We start from the raw sequence: 15,821 nt of genomic DNA on the forward strand, positions 1-15,821 counted from the left end.
CGGGTGATCACTTCCATGATCGACCGGGTGTCATCACTCCTTGAGGGGACGGCTGCACCTCGGCGGCAGCGCGCCCTGGCGCGCCCCACCAGACGGCCAGCTGGTCGGCCGGCATCGGCCTGGCGAAGAGGTACCCCTGGATCTCGTCGCAGCCCAGGGCCACCAGGCACGCCAGCGTGTCGGGGTCCTCCACGCCCTCGGCCACCACGCTGAGCCCGAGCGCGTGGGCGAGGGAGACCGTGCTCCCGACGATCGTGCGGGCCCGCTCGTCGTCCAGCAGGCCGTGGGTGAAGGACGCGTCCAGCTTCAGCTCGTCCACGGGGAGTCCGCGCAGGCGGGCGAGGGAGGAGTAGCCGGTGCCGAAGTCGTCGATGCTCACCCGGGCCCCGGCGGCCCGCAGCGCCTGCACCACCGCGCTGGAGCGCTCGGGGTCTCTCAGCAGCGCCGACTCCGTCACCTCGAGCACGAGGTCGCTGGCGGGCACGCCGTGCGCGGCCAGGAGCTCGGCCACGCGGCGCGGCAGGTCGACGTCGCGCAGGGCGCTGGCGGGGAGGTTCACCGACATCCGCGTGACCAGCCCGGCGCGCCGCCACACCGCCTGCTGCTCCACCCCGAGCCGCAGGACCTCCTCGGTGAGCAGGCCCATGAGGCCGTGCGTCTCGGCGAGGTCGAGGAACGCCGCGGGGCCGAGCAGCCCGAGCGCGGGGTGCTGCCAGCGCACGAGCGCCTCCACCCCCACGGGCTCTCCTGTGGTCGCGGCCACCTGCGGCTGGTGGTGGAGCACGAGCTGCCGCTGGGCCAGCGCCACGCGCAGGTCCGCCACGCGCTCCAGCTGGCCGGCGGTGTCTCCGTGGCGAGCCGGGTCGTGGGCCGTCCACCCGCCACCGGAGCGCTTGGCGTCGTACATCGCCGTGTCGGCGGCGCGCAGCAGCCGTGCCGCCAGCTCGGACGGGTCGTCGTCGTCCTCAGCGGAGGTGGGGGAGGGCGACGGCGGCAGCCAGACGGCGGTGCCGGTGCTCGCCCCCACCAGCACGCTCACGGCGCTCAGCTGCACCGGTGCGTCGAGGCACGTCACCACGGCGGCCCCGAGCACAGCGGCGCGGACGACGGGGGAGGCGTCGGGGTCGCACGGGGCCACCACCACGAACTCGTCGCCGCCGAGGCGGGCCACCACCTCACCGGGCTGCAGCAGACCGCTCAGGCGGGCAGCCACGGTGCGCAGCAGCACGTCTCCGGCGGCGTGGCCGAGGGAGTCGTTGACCTCCTTGAAGCGCGTCAGGTCGATCACCGCCACCACCACGGGGCGCTGCTGCACGAGCGCCTGCACCAGCAGCGCCGTCACGGCGCGGCGGTTGGGCAGGCCGGTGAGCTCGTCGGTGAAGGAGGAGCGGCGGTTGGCGACCAGCTGCCGCAGCTCGCGCACGTCGAGCAGCAGCCGGCCCCCGCAGGCGAGCGCGGCGAGGCCCGCGACAGCTGCCACCCACGGCATGTGCTGGAGCAGGGCGACGGCGACGACGGGCAGCGACACCGCCAGGACCGCGTAGCCGGTGACGCTGCTGATGACCACGTCCTGGCGCTCGTGAGCGCGCGGCACCTCCGGGAGCCCGGCGCAGACCACCAGCGCCAGCGGCCAGGCCAGCCGCACCAGCAGCGCCCACGGGGTCAGGGGGATGGGGGTCAGCACCAGCACGGCCGTGCCGGCGGCCACGACGAACAGCGCGGTGCCCATGAGGAGGGGGCGCGGGTCTCCGCGGCGCAGGGAGCCGCGGTTGGTGGCGGCGAGCACGCCGATCACCACGAGGTTGGCGCAGATGGCGACCACGCCGGGCAGCTCGGTGCCGAAGCCGAGACCGCTGCCGCCGCTGAGCAGGTGCGAGAGGACCTGCACGCCCGCCGTCATCACGACGACGGCGCAGAGGGTGCCGACCACGTGGTCGGGGTCGACCCCGCGGCCGCCCAGGGCGGGCCGAGTCCAGCGGATGACCGCCAGGTACGTCAGCGCCATCATCGCCATCACCGCGGCGCACAGCACCGCGGTGATGACCGCCTCCGGCAGCGCCTTGGCCGTGGCGGCCCAGACCCCCAGGACGCCCGCGACGACCGCCCACAGCGACGCGCGGAGCCCGCGCCACAGCTGGTGCTCGGTCTGCGTGCGCCGCAGCCGCCGCTGGATCGCGAGGCCCGCGGTGACCACCAGGGCGAGGTACCCGATGGCGGCGCCGCTGGCGCCGACCGGTCCCGGCACCGCGAAGGGGCTCACGACGACGACGAGCGCTGACGCCACGGCCGCGCTCAGCGCTGCGCGTGGCGCCCTGCCGGCGCTGGAGCGGGGACGGTGCACACCCCTGGATCGACCGGCGGGCCTGGCTGGTCGAGCACGGCGGGTGCTGCTCACCCGTCTGATCGAACGGTGCAGGCGTTGGTCAACGAGTGTCAGCGAGTGTCAGTGGTGGGGCTGGGAGCAGGCCGGCGGCCACACGAGCAGGCGCACGCGCTGCATGAACCCGGCGAGCTTGGGCGTGGTGACGCGCGTGTCGGTCTCGAAGCCGTCGAACACCGCGCCGAGGGTCAGGTCAGAGCTCATGTCCCTGCGTCGGCACCTGGCCGCCAGGTCTTCGGCGCTGCGGCCGGAAGGCACCCGATCGGGTCTTCGCGCTGCCTGCTCCAGGACCTTCAGGAGTCCCAGGGCTCCTCGGGTGCTTCTCGCACCGAGGCTCCTACGGCGCTCACGGGGAGGGTCGGAGCTTCCAGCGTCTTGACGAACGGTGTGGTCAGTCGCCCACTGCTCCGTCTCGTCGACGTGAGCCCAGCAAGGGTCTGCCGGGCCACCGCTGCGATGAGCGGTGCCGTGCGGCTGGCGACCTCGTCGGCCTCGGCTGCGGGCGACTCGGCCACCGCTGTGTCGAAGGCCGCGGGCAGAGATTCCGCGAGCTCAGCCACCCACTCGAGGACACGTGCCGCGGGGACGCCCGCGGCGCGGGCCAACCGCTCCCAGTGCGGCCGCTCGACGTCACCGAAGTGGCGTTCGCCGCCGACGGACATGGCTCCCCTGGTCCAGCGCAGTCGTCCACCATCGCTGGGGACGAGCCCGGTGGCGACGTCGTACAGGGGGGCCAGGGTCACGGTCTTCGCGATGAGCAGCAGTCCGTAGTTCTTGCCGTGGGCGTCCGGCGCGCCGAGCACCTGGTTGGCGATGACGGCGCGCACGAAGCCCTCGAGGGACGGGGCGGCGGCCACGGAGCGCAGCAGGTCAGCCACCTGCTTCACCCCTGGTCCTCCGTCGGACTCGTACTTCCGCCGAGGGTCGAGGGCGAAGGCCTGGAGGAGGTCCTCCTGGTGCACCCTCGCCACTCCCTTCGCGTGGGTGCGCCGGTCGAACCTCGTGACGACGACGGCGTCCTGGTCCTCGAAGGTCAGGTGCTGCGTCTCGGCCACGTCCAGCCCGGCGATGGCCAGGGCTCGCATCGTCAGGTGCTCCAGCAGCGCCTGTCCTGGAATGCGCCCGATCCCTGGCTTGACGATGTGGGTGGACGGCGCGCTGCCCTCGGGGAAGGCCCAGCCGTGCTCGGTCCGGGCGAGCGTGAACTTGGACTGCGCGCCGGCCAGGCTCCACGGCTCCTCGTCCTCGTCGTCCTGCCAGGCCGCCTCGTCCTGCCGGAACCGGCGCAGACGTGCTGCGATGGTGGCGTCATCGGCAGCCTCGAGGGTTCCCGGACGCGTGAGGGCGTCGTGGATCTCGCTCTCAGGGGCGAAGATCGCGCCTCCTGAGACGTCGAGTCCCACGTGGGCCACCAGCCCCAGGGTGTCGCCTGGGCGGACACCCGCCTTCAACGCCCAGCGCGCTCGGACCTCGTCACGGTCAGGCAGCAACCCTCGGAGGTAGGCCTCGATGGGGCGCTTCGTCGCGACGGTGTCGCTGACGGGCAGGGACAAGGACAGCGGAGTGGAGTTGTGCAGCTCGCGGTACTCCCGCTCGTAGCGCAGGGTCAGCCGTCCGCCGTCACGCTCGATGACTCCCGCGACGCGCCCGTAGAGGGCGAAGGCGATCCTCACAGATCACCGAGGAGCTCTGCGAGCGCGTCTTCCGGGGTCTGCGAGCGGTGGTCGACGAGTGTGACCGCGGCGTCTAAGGCCTTGATCACGGCGAAGACCCTGACGAGCTCAGCGCGAGGACGCAGTCCCCGTTCTAGACCGATGACGAAGCTGCGGGAGACGCCGGCGCGCTCGGCGAGCTCACCCTGTGTCAGGCGTGCGCGTTCTCGCCGGGACTTGAGGGCTGCGCCGAGCTCTTTCTCCTGGGTGACGACCATCATGTGTGTCACGGTACCGCGACAATGCACATTGTCACGGTTCCATGACATCTCCCATTGTCACGGTGCCGTGACACTAGAACGTCCTGGTGGTGTTGCCAGCACCTGCTCGATGAACTCAGGGTGGACTCGGACTGCGACGACGGCGCGCCGACCGGTCAGGAAGCGCAAGCGCACCACCGACTGCAGTGGCCGTGCCCCTGTGGCGGCGATGTCCCCGCGCGACCGGAGTCGGTTGACCACTCGGGTGAGCGCCCCACTGCGGCTGTTGAAAGCTGTTCCTGGCTGGTCGCCGAGCAGGGTGCGCACGTCGTCGCGCTTGAGCCGGCCGCCAGCACGGGCTGCGGCGTGCATCACGGTCAGCGCTTCGTGAGCTGACGACAAGCGGCGGGCGTCGTCGGCAAGCTCGTAGAGCACCAGTTTCACGTCGTCGACGTCCCACGACGACGCGTCCTCGTCATCGCCGTCGTCGTGCTCCTCGTCGTCGTGGTCCTGATCAGCATCGAGGTGGTCTTCGTCGACCTCGCGGTGCCCGTCGCCGGCGTCGGCGTGCTCTGGCGGTTCCGCGCCAGGGAGAGGCTCCGAAGCCGGTGGCGACGATGCTGAGGAGGGCGCCACGACCTGCTCCCCGTCGTCAGCGGGTGCTGGCTCGGGAAGCAGAGCTGCAGGCGGGATGGCGACGGCGGGTTCCACCGAGACGCAGCGCAGCGCCATCTGCTGACCGTTGGCGTCGACGCCGGGCGGGTCCGCCAGGCGGTAGACCAGAGTGATGGGCTGGCCGTTCCAGAAGAACGTCAGTCGTTCGCGTCGACCGTCCTCCGTCAGCGGCGCACCGGCCGTGGTGAGGAGGCTGTGCTCCAGCAGCGCTGGGACTCCCACCCTCAGGTGGAAGGGGCGCGTCGGGTCCTGCGAGGAGAAGACCCAGTCGCCGCCGTCCAGCGGGTCCGCGGAGACCGGGTCGAACGCGTACAGGCTCGGCACCTCGCGGGTCCGGCTCTCCTGCGCCAGGGCGGAGAGCGCTGCGAGGTCCGCGTCGCCGTCAGGGCGGATGACCAGCATCATGCGCCCGCTGGTGTGGGCGATGAGCAGTGACCGCTCGTGCAGGTCCGCGAGGCTCGAGAAGGCGTCGACCAGGGCTTCCACCTGCTCCAGGCTCACGAGTCCCTGCGCCAGTCGAGACTGGGCCGCGGCCAGGACGCGCTGGTCGGGTTGCAGGGGTGGGAGCGGCTGGACCGGGCCGGTGGACGTCGGTGTGCCGAGCGCTTCGCGGAGCAGCTGCCGGGCCCAGGGGAGGGGTACGGACCGTCCCGCGGAGACGAGGATCGTGCCGAGGGCGTCGGCGGTGGTCTCCACACCGTGACGCAGCAGCTGCCACGCCTTGCCGGTGAAGTCCTGCAGGGAGATGCCGTGCGCGTCGGCGAACCGCTGGGCGTCCGTGGAGTAGCCACCCGTGGAGAAGAAGACGCTCTGGTGGTCGTAGCGTCGCCGGCCGCTGCCCGGCACGAACTGGTTGACGTCGGCGAGGACCGCGTAGGAGCTGCGCACGGCGGGCAGTCCGACCTTGTCGGCGCGGTGCTTCGCCTCGACGAAGAGGCGCAGGCGGTAGCCGAACGGCACGACCGCGGTGAGCAGTGCGAGCACGTCCGCCTGGTGATCACCTCCGCGACCGCGCACGGCCAGACCGTTCCCCTTGCGGACGAGGCCCTCGGCATCGTCCTCGACCTGGGTGACGAGCTGGTACCCGGCCGTGTGGAGCAGGCGTGCCAGCGCCTCTTCCATGACGTACCCGCGGAGACTCTCCTTCGAGACCACACCTGGGCATCGGCGTGTCGGTGGGTCCCGCGCAGGTCCACCTGCGGGGGACGACGCACGGGAGGCTGCCTCTGGCTCGTCGATGAGGAGTCCGCGCTGCTGCATCCGGCCCCGAAGACGTCGGGGGCCGGACGTGTCACGCGCTGCTGCGCTGACGCACTGCAGAGCGCCGCAGCGCGGGTGTCATGCCGCTTCGGCGTCTGCGATGTCCTGGTGGTCGGGTGGCGCGCCGGGTGCTTCGTCGGGTGGTCGGCGCAGGTCGGCCGCCGCGGCGCGCGTCGCGGCGATCCGCTGGTGGAAGGAGTTGCGCAGCGGCCGCTGCGCCGCGTCGACCCACGGTGGCGGCACGAACCAGGGCACTGCGTCGCGCACGGTGATCGTCCAGTGACCGAGGTGGATCTCCGTGTGGTGTCGCGAGCACAGCAGCACCAGGTTGGGGACGTCGGTGGCGCCGCCCTGGCTCCAGAAGACGATGTGGTGGGCCTCGCACCACGTGGCTGGGGCGCTGCACTGCGGGAAGGCGCACCCGCCGTCCCGCGCGGCGAGCGCGCGGCGCTGCGCGCGCGTGGCCAGCCGTCCGAGGGACTCCATGCGGACCACGGCGCCGCGGCGGTCGAGCACCACCCTGTCGACCACCGCGTCGCAGGCGTGTCGCCGCAGGGCGGTGGCGGACAGCGGGTCGGGGTCGTGCGTGCAGACCGCGCCTCCGGCGCCAGGCTCCTCGGCCAGCTGGGCCTCGGTCGCGACGACCACCAGCCGTCCCACCTCGACCTCGAGGTCTCCCGGCGCGCTCTCGCCGCGCCGCACCAGCTCGGTGAAGGCGTCGGCGTTGCGCTGGGTGGTGGTGCGCGCGTCCACGGGGACCACCGCGTCGGGGTCGGCGTCGTCGTCCTGGTCATCGGAAACGGGAGAGGGGCAGCGCGTGGGGGCGGCCAGACCTGACAGGGCGGCGGTGAGCGGCTTCGCGTCGGCCTCGGGCACGGAGAAGCGGAACTGCACCATGCCCGTCCAGTCGGTGTACCAGCTGCCCTGTCGGCGCTCGTAGCTGGCGGCGGGCGGTTCGGGCCAGCCGTCGGAGGCGTCGTCGTCGGCGCAGACCGCGCGGCGCAGGTGCTTGGCGAGGGTGTCGGTGTCGCCGGGGGAGAAGCCGCGGGCCTGCTCGGTGAGGTGGTCGTCGACCTCCTCGCGCCGCTCGTCGAGCACGCGCTGCGGCAGGCGCGGGAGCAGGCGCGTCGCCACCTCGACGTGCTGGCGAGACACCTCACCCGCCGCCAGTGCCGCTCCGAGGCCGCGCAGCGCACCGCACGCGGGGTCGGTGGCGCGCGCTGCGGCCACCTCGGTGGAGGCCGCACCGCGCCCGAGGCGGGCAGCGCGTTCCAGCCAGCCCTTGGTCTGCGTGCCCGGTGCCTTGCGGCGGTGGGGGCGCTCGTGCTCGACGAGCACGCGGGTCAGGTGGAGCTGGGCGGCCGCCACCGCGGCCTGGGCCGCCTGCAGCTCGAGGTAGGCGGCCTGCAGCTCGGCCAGCGACAGCGACGCCCCCGAGCTGGCCAGGAGAGACCCCGCCGCATCGGCGATCTCCCGGGGTGCGCACAGGACGGGGTGCGTGGGAGCACACCCGCCGGGCACCTCGCCGTCGATCACGTGTCTGAACCTAGAGGTCACCACCGACAGCCCGGGATCATCGTCCGGCCACTGTGAAAGGGCCCCGCAGTGATCAGGCGCTTGCACTCTGCCGAGCTGCGGCCTGCACCGCTGCGTCGACCGCGGCGTCGACGCCTCGGCGGTACTCGGCGTCGCGCAGCCATCGGGCGAGCAGCTCAGCGGTGAAGAGGAAGGCCGGCCCGCCCACGTCGCCCGAGCGGAGCGCCCGGACGTCCGTCGTCTCGGCGGACCAGCGGAACTGCGTCGCGCCCGACGTCGTCTGCCGATGCGGGAGGTTGAGTTCGACCACTGCAGCGATGTCATCGCTGCAGATCAAGGCGATGTGGACGACTGCACTCCGGTTGGGGACGGTCAAGTCGAGCGCAGCGCCAGGCACTGAGCCGCGCGAAGTGAGCGCTAGATCCGCAGACCGCACGGCTGCCAACACCGCGGCGGCGAGGTCTTCGAGGAAGACGGGCTCCATGACGCGGTGCCTGACCTGGTGCCCTTCTGAGATCTGCTCGGTCCGCGAGATCCTTGGCAGGCGTAGTCCCAGGGAGATGACGACGGAGCACCCCACCGTTGGTTCCTCCGAGCCGGACGACACCACGGTCCCCGGCATGACCTGCACGAAGACCTGGCGCTGCCCGTCATCGGTCGCCCCGGGGGCCCCGATGGGGATGGAGCCGGGGTCGTGCTCGCGGACCGCCTCGAGCCTGGACAGGGCGATCCAGTGCCCGCGAGAGCTCCTCTCGTCCCAGCCGGGCGTCCCATCGGCACCCGCGGTTCCCGAGAGTCCTGCGAGCAGCCACGCCGCTGCTGGGCTTGCGCGGACGGCGCGCTTCACGTCGTCCTCCCAGTGGTCGACCCAGCGCAGTGTGCCGAGGGCTTCTGGCGCGTCACCGAGCTCAGCGAAGGGCAGGGGGGCGGCGGGGGCAGCCACGGTCACGACCACCCTGACGTCGACCGCCTCGGAGGCCCCGCGGGCGACGTCCTCGTGTCGGGTGGCACCCGCGAGGGAGGAGGGCGTGAGCGCCCCGGTAGGCCTGGACGGTCGTGTGAGGGCGACACGACCTGCGAGCAGTCGACTGCTCGCCCGACGCCGGGTGGCCGCCCACCCCCCACCCGTCGGCGCAGTGCTTGCCGCGGTGCGAATGCCCTCTTCGCCGACCGCGCCGACAGCCGCGTCGAGCACCGCTGCTACCAGGGCTTCACTGCCGTCGGAGATGACGGCGCCGTCGTCGCCTACGGTCCCGCTTGGACGCAGCGGCAGCAGCATGCTGACCAAGCGGACGAGGTCAGCCCTTCCCACGGCAGCTCGACCGAGCTGGCGCTCGAGGTCGGAGGGCTCCGAGAGTCCCACCAGCCATGGGCCGAGCCCGTCTGGTGGGGCGTCGTCGATCAGCTGGAGGGAGCAGTCCACCAGGTGCTGCCAGCAGGCGTCGACGAGGTGGCTCCACAGTCCCTGGACGCTCGTCTGTCGAACCACTGGCACACCACGGCTGCAGGCCTGGGCCAACAGCCACAGCGCGGCACCTGTTGAGGGCCGGTGGCCCGGATGCAGGGGCTGGTCGTCGCTCAGCGCCTCGACGACATCGCTCCACGCAGGCTCGGCACTGCTGCCGACACGGGCCAGCAGCTCTCCGACGAGGACGATTGCGTGCTGCTCGGAGTCATCGCTCGCCACGCGCGGGTACGGCGCGATCCGGCAGAAGGTCACGGCGAGCGCACAGGCGGCCTCCGGTGACAGCGAGGCGGTGGCGATGTGCTCGGCGCTGCGGCGCAGCAGCCGACGTGCCGCGAGCACCGCCCGTCGGTCGATTCCCGGTGCCAGGAGGACGTCGAGGAACTCGTCGGCTGGGAGCGTGCTCCGTCCCTCTGCGATGGCGTCGAGCGCTCCGCGGACGCTGATGGCGCCGACGTCGCCCTCCAAGGGGGACAGCGCGAAGTAGCGGTCGACGTAGTCGGGGTCTTGCGCGCGGTTGCGTCGAGGCGTGGCTGCCAGCCTCGAGAAGGCGGTGGCGTCTTTCTGCCCGGCTGTGCGGGGGAACAGGCGGTGGACGGCGTCGACCACGGGCTGCCAGTCGCCAGCGAGGACGGACGACGGTCGCCGGAGCATCACCTCGATTCGCCGCTGCGCGTCGGGGGAGGTGTCTGGGGGGTTCTCCGCGGTCAGGAGGCGACGCTCGTTCGACAGCGACCGGTAGACCTGCGGGTGGTGGAGCCTGAGCACGGTGAGCACGGCGACATCGGTCACGTCCACCGTGTGCGGCCGGACGAGCGTGAGCAGCAGGTCCAGCTGGGCGAAGAAGCGGTGGATGACCCGCGGTGTGGTGAGCACATGGCGAAGCAGCACCTCTGCCTCGTGCGTGAAGGCGTCGTCGTCGGTGGTGGTGAACGGACCGCAACGTGCTGACGTGCTCGCCCATCCACCCGCGAGCAGGTCGTCGACTTGGTCTTCGGTGACCTCGGGCTGCTCCAGACGGAGCGGCACCATCTTCTCGAGGTAGGCGAGCGCCCGGTCCCGGCGGTGGTGCGCCACAGGGGTCTGGGTCAGCAGATCCAGCAGCGTCTCTTCGTCGTACGCGAGCAGGTAGTGGACGTAGGGAAGGCGCCCGAGGAGCCTCACCGCCTTGAAGAGCCCGAGGACCTCGGCGGGTTGCAGTCTGTCGACGTCGTCGATGACCACGAGCACGCCGCGCGCGTGCTCGGCGAGGTGGGTCGACAGAGACTCCGCCGCTTGCTGGAGCGTCGCCGGGCGCGACTCCGATGCGGTGGCACGGTCTTCGTTCGTGTCCACCAGAGCTGCCACCACGCCGCCGGCGGCACTGCCCAGCTCTTCGCCTCCCAGGAACCCCTGCTGACTGACGTAGGCACCTCCGACGGCGGCCGCCCCCTTCACCACTGCGCGGACCGCCGCCGCGAAGTACCCCCGCGCCGCACTGGCGACGGCCGGTGCGACACCTGCCGCGGTGAGCGCGGTGGTGACAGCGGCCACGACCTCCTCGGCGACTCCGTCAGGGCCCGAGACCATCCACGGGTTGATCCTGACTACGACATGCTCGACGTCGAGCTCCTCGAGGATGAAGCCGAGGGTGCTGGACTTCCCACTGCCCCACGGGCCGACCAGGGCCGCGACGACGCTCTCTGAGCTGGTCAGGACTTCGTTGAGCAGGGTCGCAGCGCTGCTGGTGAACGGCCCGCGGTGAAGCGCATCGGCTGCCTGGTGCAGGACAGGTGCATCTGCCCAGACGTGCGCTCGCCCCTCAGCCGGGGTGGTTCGACCCATGTCGGGACCTCCTCAGGCGAGCCTGGCACGCGCAGCCCGCATGCGTGCGGATGCATGTCGGGGGACACGGAGCGCGGAGACGTCGTGGCGCGGCTGTGCGCGTCGCCCTCTGGCGACGTGACCAGGCCTTCTCGCTGGTGTCGATGCGCCGGCAGTCGGCCGCCCTGCCCGGAACGTCAGAGGAGTCCTGGTCGTCCGAGTCCGGCTGGCCTTCTCCCCGGTCAGCGCGCCAGATGCGCTGCCTTCAACGGACGGCGACGCCGGTGACTGGGTGGTGGAGCCGGAAGACGGTTCCGGCGACTTCCGCCTGCGCGTCGGCCTGCCGCAGGGCTTCGAGCGCACCCTGCTCACCTCCGACGGCGCTGCGGCGACCAGGGGAGAGCGCACCGGGAGCATCGCCATCTACCGGCACGGGACTCCGTACCGGCTGGAGTTCGCGCTCGAGGTGCGCACGGGCTCTCCTGAGCACGACGACGAGCGGCCGCCCCTGCGCAGCGAGCGCGCCGAGGAGGCGCTGGCCATCACTCCGGCAGCCCAGGCGCCGGAGGGGCGTGGTCGGACAGCGACTCGCCGCGCCGATGCTGCTCCAACCCCTGCTTCCGCTCCCGCTCCGGCGCGTCCCGAGCGCGCTGACCGGCCCGTACCTGTTGACGCACCAGCCGCCGAGCCGGAGGAGGAGGACACCTCGTGGGACGACGACGAGGTCAAGGCCCTCCTGGCGCTGCTCGAGCAGCAGGCCACGGCAGCGCCGGGGAAGAGGAGGTCCTCCACCCTCGAGGACAAGCGCCAGACGGCCGAGGAGGCACTGGGTCTGCTCCACGCGTTGGCGAAAGCCCGGGGCGAGTTGAGCCGCGAAGAGGTCTGTCAGCGCCTGGGCACCGACCCAGGCCAGCGGTTCAGCCGGCGGGCGGGTGCCGTGACCTCAGCCGCCAAGACGCTCAAGGACAGGGGCGTCGTCGCCCGGTCACGCGCTGACGTGCTGGTCAGCCAGTACAAGGGACGCCGCGCTGGCAGCAACGGCGTCACGCACGTCCACGTGCGCTCTGAGTTCGTCAAGCCGCTGAGGTCGCAGGCCCGTCGACTCGCGCAGGCGCAGCAGCAGACGCCAGCACGGGTCGGCGTGAAGCCCCCGACAGCATCTCGGGCTGCCGCAGCGGTGCCTCGCCAGCGCACGCGAGCTGCGGTGACGCGCTGACCCACGAGGTCCACCGGCGGCTTCGGCTGCACAGGGCCGGGCAGAACCAAGGCCGCTGATGCCTGCGTGGCGTGCCCGGAGGGGTCTGCTGCCACACCGTGACGGCCCTCGACCGGCTGGCGCCTCCGCCCGTGACGGAACGCCGCTTTCAGCTTCGGCAAGTCGTCGGCCCCCGATCGGCGGCATCTCTGGGGTCACAGAGAGTGACGAACCGGCGTCGGGTGCCGGTTCAGGGCGTCTCGACAGGTGAGTCGGGGTGAAATTGCAGGTTGCGAGCGTCGATCTGTCCGTATTGGTGGGCATTTCTGCCCTTATCGCCATTCCTGTGACTCACGTGACGAGCGAGACACAACAAGTTTTCCGAGTCGTTTGAGGCGTGTCGCGACGCGTGGCGTGTCGCGGTCGGGCACTGTTCTCGTACGCCGAACGGGGGAGCTTCTCCTGACTCCCGGGAGGCGTGCTCCGCCTCGGCGACGCCGCCGCGACACGCGCGGACCACAACGATGTGGTTCGTCGTCACCGCAGGTCAGCGGCTTTTTCTGCCGTGCTGCGACACGCCGACACGCGCCATGTTTGGAAATCCCACGTCTGGGGCAGCCGGGCGCGTAACTTCTTCCATGTCGTCACCGAGAGGTGAGGAAGCAACACAGTCCGTAATGTCCGGATCCGCCGGACGGCGGATCTGGAAGACCCGGAACCCCGGGTCCTTCCCAGGCCCGGGGACCTGCGTCCCCAACCGTTCACTTCCATGGAGGACATTCACATGTCTGCTCGCAACATGGCGAAGCGCACCGCTGCGGGGACGCTTGCTCTCGCCGTCTGCCTCGGTGGTGGCGCCATCGCCCTCGCCTCGGCCGCTTCCGCTGACGCCAACTTCAAGTTCGACCAGCGCATCCAGGGCGATGACCGCTACGGCACCGCGATCGCCGCCTCCAAGGCCGCGTTCGACAAGGCCGACAACGTCATCCTCGTCAACGGCTACGCCACGGTCGACGGCCTCACCGCCTCCTACCTGGCCGGTGTCGCCAACGCCCCGATCCTCTACGTGAGCGACAAGGGCGCCGACGACGCGACCAAGGCCGAGATCAAGCGCCTCGGCGCCAAGAACATCTGGCTGGTCGGTGGCACCACCGTCATCCCGACCTCGGTCGAGACCGCCATCAAGGGCGACGGCTACAACGTCTCCCGCATCAACGGCTCGGACCGCTACGAGACCGCCGCGATGATCGCCGAGGCCGGCATCAAGCTCAACGGTGGCAAGAAGCCCTCCAAGGTCTTCGTCGCCTCGGGCACCTCCTTCGCCGACGCGCTCGCCGTCTCCCCGGTGGCCTTCGTCAAGGGCTACCCGGTCATCCTGACCGACAAGGACTCGACCTCCGACTTCTCCAAGAAGGAGCTCGGCAACATCGGGACCGACAACAAGATCCTCGTCGGTGGCGAGGCTGTCGTCTCCAAGAAGGTCCAGGCCGACCTGTCCATCAAGGACGAGCAGCGCGTGGCCGGTGCTGACCGCGCCGTTACCGCCAACCTGGTCTCCGACTGGGCCAAGAAGTCCGAGGGCTTCAACCCCGCCAACGCCGCTCTGGTCGGTGGCACCAACGGCAACGGCGCTGACTCGCTCGTGGCCGCCCCGCTGCTGGGCAAGTCCTTCACCACGCTGCACTTCGCTGGCTGGGACGCCACCGCGGTGTACATGAAGGACCACTCCGCTGAGCTGACCGGCAAGGGCTTCGTCTTCGGTGGCAAGGCCGCCGTCTCCGACGGCCAGGTCTCCTCGGCTCAGTCCGCCGCCCAGTCCGTCGCCGCCGCTGTCGGCATGGTTGTCACGGCGATCCCGACCGGTAGCAGCACCACCTTCTCCTACGCTGACCCGGTCACCCAGGCGGCGAAGAAGGTCACGACCAAGAGCACCGACAAGTTCATGGTTGGTGGCTCGGCTGCGACCCAGGGCGCCTTCGTCAGCTCCCTCCAGGTGGGTGGCACCGTCTCGGTCGTCGCCAACTCTGACGGCACGACGAGCTACGCCTACACGGCGCTCGCCAGCAGCGGGTACACCTCTGGCCTGGTCGGTGCCTTCGCACTGAGCAGCACGCACACCCTGACGGTTGTGGAGCCCATCACCGGTACCGCTCTTCCCTTCATGGGCACCACGGCTGGCTCGCCGGCTTGGGACTACACCAGCAACGGCACCTCCTTCATCAACTACACGGTGGATGGCCAGAGCGTTTCGAAGGGCATCTTCGAGGGGGCGCTCAGCCTGGGAGACTCGATCTCCGTCAAGGGCACTGGCGCTGACCTCAACAACATCCGCACCGTCGCGCTGACCAGCGGCAGCCTGGTCGGCACGGTTGCTGGGGTCACGATGAGCGGTACCGCGGGTAGCACGGGCGTCCTGACCAGCTTCACGGTCAAGACGGCTGCGGGCGCGACCCTGACCCAGGCGATCACGCCCGCCTCGGGTGACACCTACATGATCGATGGGACCTCGGCGGCCCAGGCAGCCTTCGTCGGAAGCGGCAACCTCGGGTCGAGCACCGCGAGCCCCGTCTCCAAGGGTGACCAGATCACGTACTCCCAGGCCGGTGGCGTTCAGAAGTTCGCCCTGGTCAACTCCGCGCCGGCCAAGACCTCTGGTGTGGTGGCGAAGACGGTCGGTGGAAACAACACCGACACCAGCGGTGTCGCTTGGTGGGGCGCGAACAGCGCCCAGGGCTACGCGGCCTACAGCGGCGTGACCCGTTACATCATCGACGGCACGATTGCTTCGCCTTCCGACTTCCAGGCTGCCGTCAACCCTGGTGACCTGGTCACCTTCCAGGCTGCCGACGCCACCACCAACACGGCCGCCACGCTCTCTCTCACGAGCAAGCCGCTCTCTGGCACGGTCGCTGCTGCGGACTCCTCGGCCCGTACGGTCAGCATCCAGGACGCTGACAGCAACCAGATCTCGGCGACGAACCTTTCCTACAGCAACGTGACGAACTCGACCAGCGTCTTCGGTGCCGGAACCAGCACCGTCTACACGATCGACGGCGCCACCAGCACGCTGGCTCAGTTCGACGCCATGATTGGTCGTATCTCGTCGGGCGCTCGTACCGGCACTGCTCAGGTGAGCATCAACGGCGGGGTCGTGACTTGGTCTCTCGCCACCTCGGTCTTCTCGGCGGCTCCGAGCATCACGTCGGCTGCCAACGTGCACGGCAACGCCTCGATCGTTCTCACCTTCAACAAGCCGGTGACCAACGCTACGACCGCTGCCAACTCGGAGTGGACCGTGACCGGAGCGACTCTGTCCGCGACCGCTCCTTCGTGGAACGCCGACAAGACGGTGCTCACGCTCAACACCTCGTCGACCACGGTTGCGGGGGCGACCATCACCGTCGCGCCGGCTTCTTCCACCGCCGCCGCGAACTACGTGGACACCTACGGGACGGCGATCAGCACCAGCTCGATCACCTTCACCATCAGCTGATCATTCTCTAGCTGCGACAGAGCGGGTCGGGACCTTTGGGTCTCGGCCCGCTCTGCTGTGCGGGGAGGTGCTTGCCGGCCACCCTCGACCGGTGAAGGCACC

At 70.9% G+C, this 15,821-nt stretch carries 9 protein-coding genes; 2 read left to right on the forward strand and 7 right to left on the reverse strand.

The window, feature by feature from the left end; translation table 11 throughout:
• Window positions 1-7 precede the first annotated feature (7 nt).
• From FMM08_RS01835 to FMM08_RS01860, 7 genes are all read right to left on the reverse strand, one after another.
• On the reverse strand, window positions 8-2,284 hold the full coding sequence (locus FMM08_RS01835) for a putative bifunctional diguanylate cyclase/phosphodiesterase (RefSeq protein ID WP_147924597.1): 2,277 nt from the start codon (window positions 2,282-2,284) through the stop codon (window positions 8-10).
• Between the two features lie 159 nt (window positions 2,285-2,443).
• Window positions 2,444-2,584 carry a hypothetical protein gene (locus FMM08_RS22780; protein ID WP_187279461.1) on the reverse strand — a complete coding sequence of 47 codons (141 nt, stop codon included), beginning with the start codon at window positions 2,582-2,584 and terminating at the stop codon, window positions 2,444-2,446.
• An 89-nt stretch (window positions 2,585-2,673) separates the two neighbouring features.
• Window positions 2,674-4,053, reverse strand: a complete 1,380-nt coding sequence (locus tag FMM08_RS01840; protein ID WP_147924598.1) for a type II toxin-antitoxin system HipA family toxin — start codon at window positions 4,051-4,053, stop codon at window positions 2,674-2,676.
• Window positions 4,050-4,313, reverse strand: a complete 264-nt coding sequence (locus tag FMM08_RS01845; protein WP_187279462.1) for a helix-turn-helix transcriptional regulator — start codon at window positions 4,311-4,313, stop codon at window positions 4,050-4,052. Before FMM08_RS01845 ends, FMM08_RS01840 begins: the two co-directional genes overlap by 4 nt.
• A 57-nt stretch (window positions 4,314-4,370) precedes the next feature.
• A complete protein-coding gene (locus tag FMM08_RS01850) occupies window positions 4,371-6,122 on the reverse strand; it encodes a restriction endonuclease (protein ID WP_187279463.1) in 1,752 nt (583 codons plus the stop codon).
• A 183-nt stretch (window positions 6,123-6,305) separates the two neighbouring features.
• Window positions 6,306-7,763, reverse strand: a complete 1,458-nt coding sequence (locus FMM08_RS01855) for an HNH endonuclease signature motif containing protein (RefSeq protein ID WP_187279464.1) — start codon at window positions 7,761-7,763, stop codon at window positions 6,306-6,308.
• A 73-nt stretch (window positions 7,764-7,836) separates the two neighbouring features.
• Window positions 7,837-11,052 (reverse strand): P-loop NTPase fold protein, encoded by a 3,216-nt coding sequence (locus FMM08_RS01860; protein ID WP_147924602.1) that lies wholly within the window; start codon window positions 11,050-11,052, stop codon window positions 7,837-7,839.
• A gap of 271 nt (window positions 11,053-11,323) precedes the next feature.
• On the opposite strand from FMM08_RS01860, the gene FMM08_RS01865 reads away from it, so the two are divergent.
• Together FMM08_RS01865 and FMM08_RS01870 are read left to right on the forward strand one after the other, a co-directional pair.
• Window positions 11,324-12,247, forward strand: coding sequence for a hypothetical protein (locus FMM08_RS01865; RefSeq protein ID WP_147924603.1), 924 nt, complete (start codon window positions 11,324-11,326; stop codon window positions 12,245-12,247).
• A gap of 778 nt (window positions 12,248-13,025) precedes the next feature.
• A complete protein-coding gene (locus FMM08_RS01870) occupies window positions 13,026-15,719 on the forward strand; it encodes a cell wall-binding repeat-containing protein (RefSeq protein ID WP_187279465.1) in 2,694 nt (897 codons plus the stop codon).
• The last annotated feature ends 102 nt before the right edge of the window (window positions 15,720-15,821 follow it).

This window comes from Quadrisphaera setariae, from assembly GCF_008041935.1.
In the GTDB taxonomy this organism is placed as follows: Bacteria; Actinomycetota; Actinomycetes; order Actinomycetales; family Quadrisphaeraceae; genus Quadrisphaera; species Quadrisphaera setariae.

Coding starts and splice junctions, on each gene's coding strand:
- FMM08_RS22780 (WP_187279461.1), bottom strand. CDS start 2,584: ATGAGCTCTGACCTGACCCTCGGCGCGGTGTTCGACGGCTTCGAGACC.
- FMM08_RS01845 (WP_187279462.1), bottom strand. CDS start 4,313: ATGATGGTCGTCACCCAGGAGAAAGAGCTCGGCGCAGCCCTCAAGTCC.
- FMM08_RS01860 (WP_147924602.1), bottom strand. CDS start 11,052: ATGGGTCGAACCACCCCGGCTGAGGGGCGAGCGCACGTCTGGGCAGAT.
- FMM08_RS01870 (WP_187279465.1), top strand. CDS start 13,026: ATGGCGAAGCGCACCGCTGCGGGGACGCTTGCTCTCGCCGTCTGCCTC.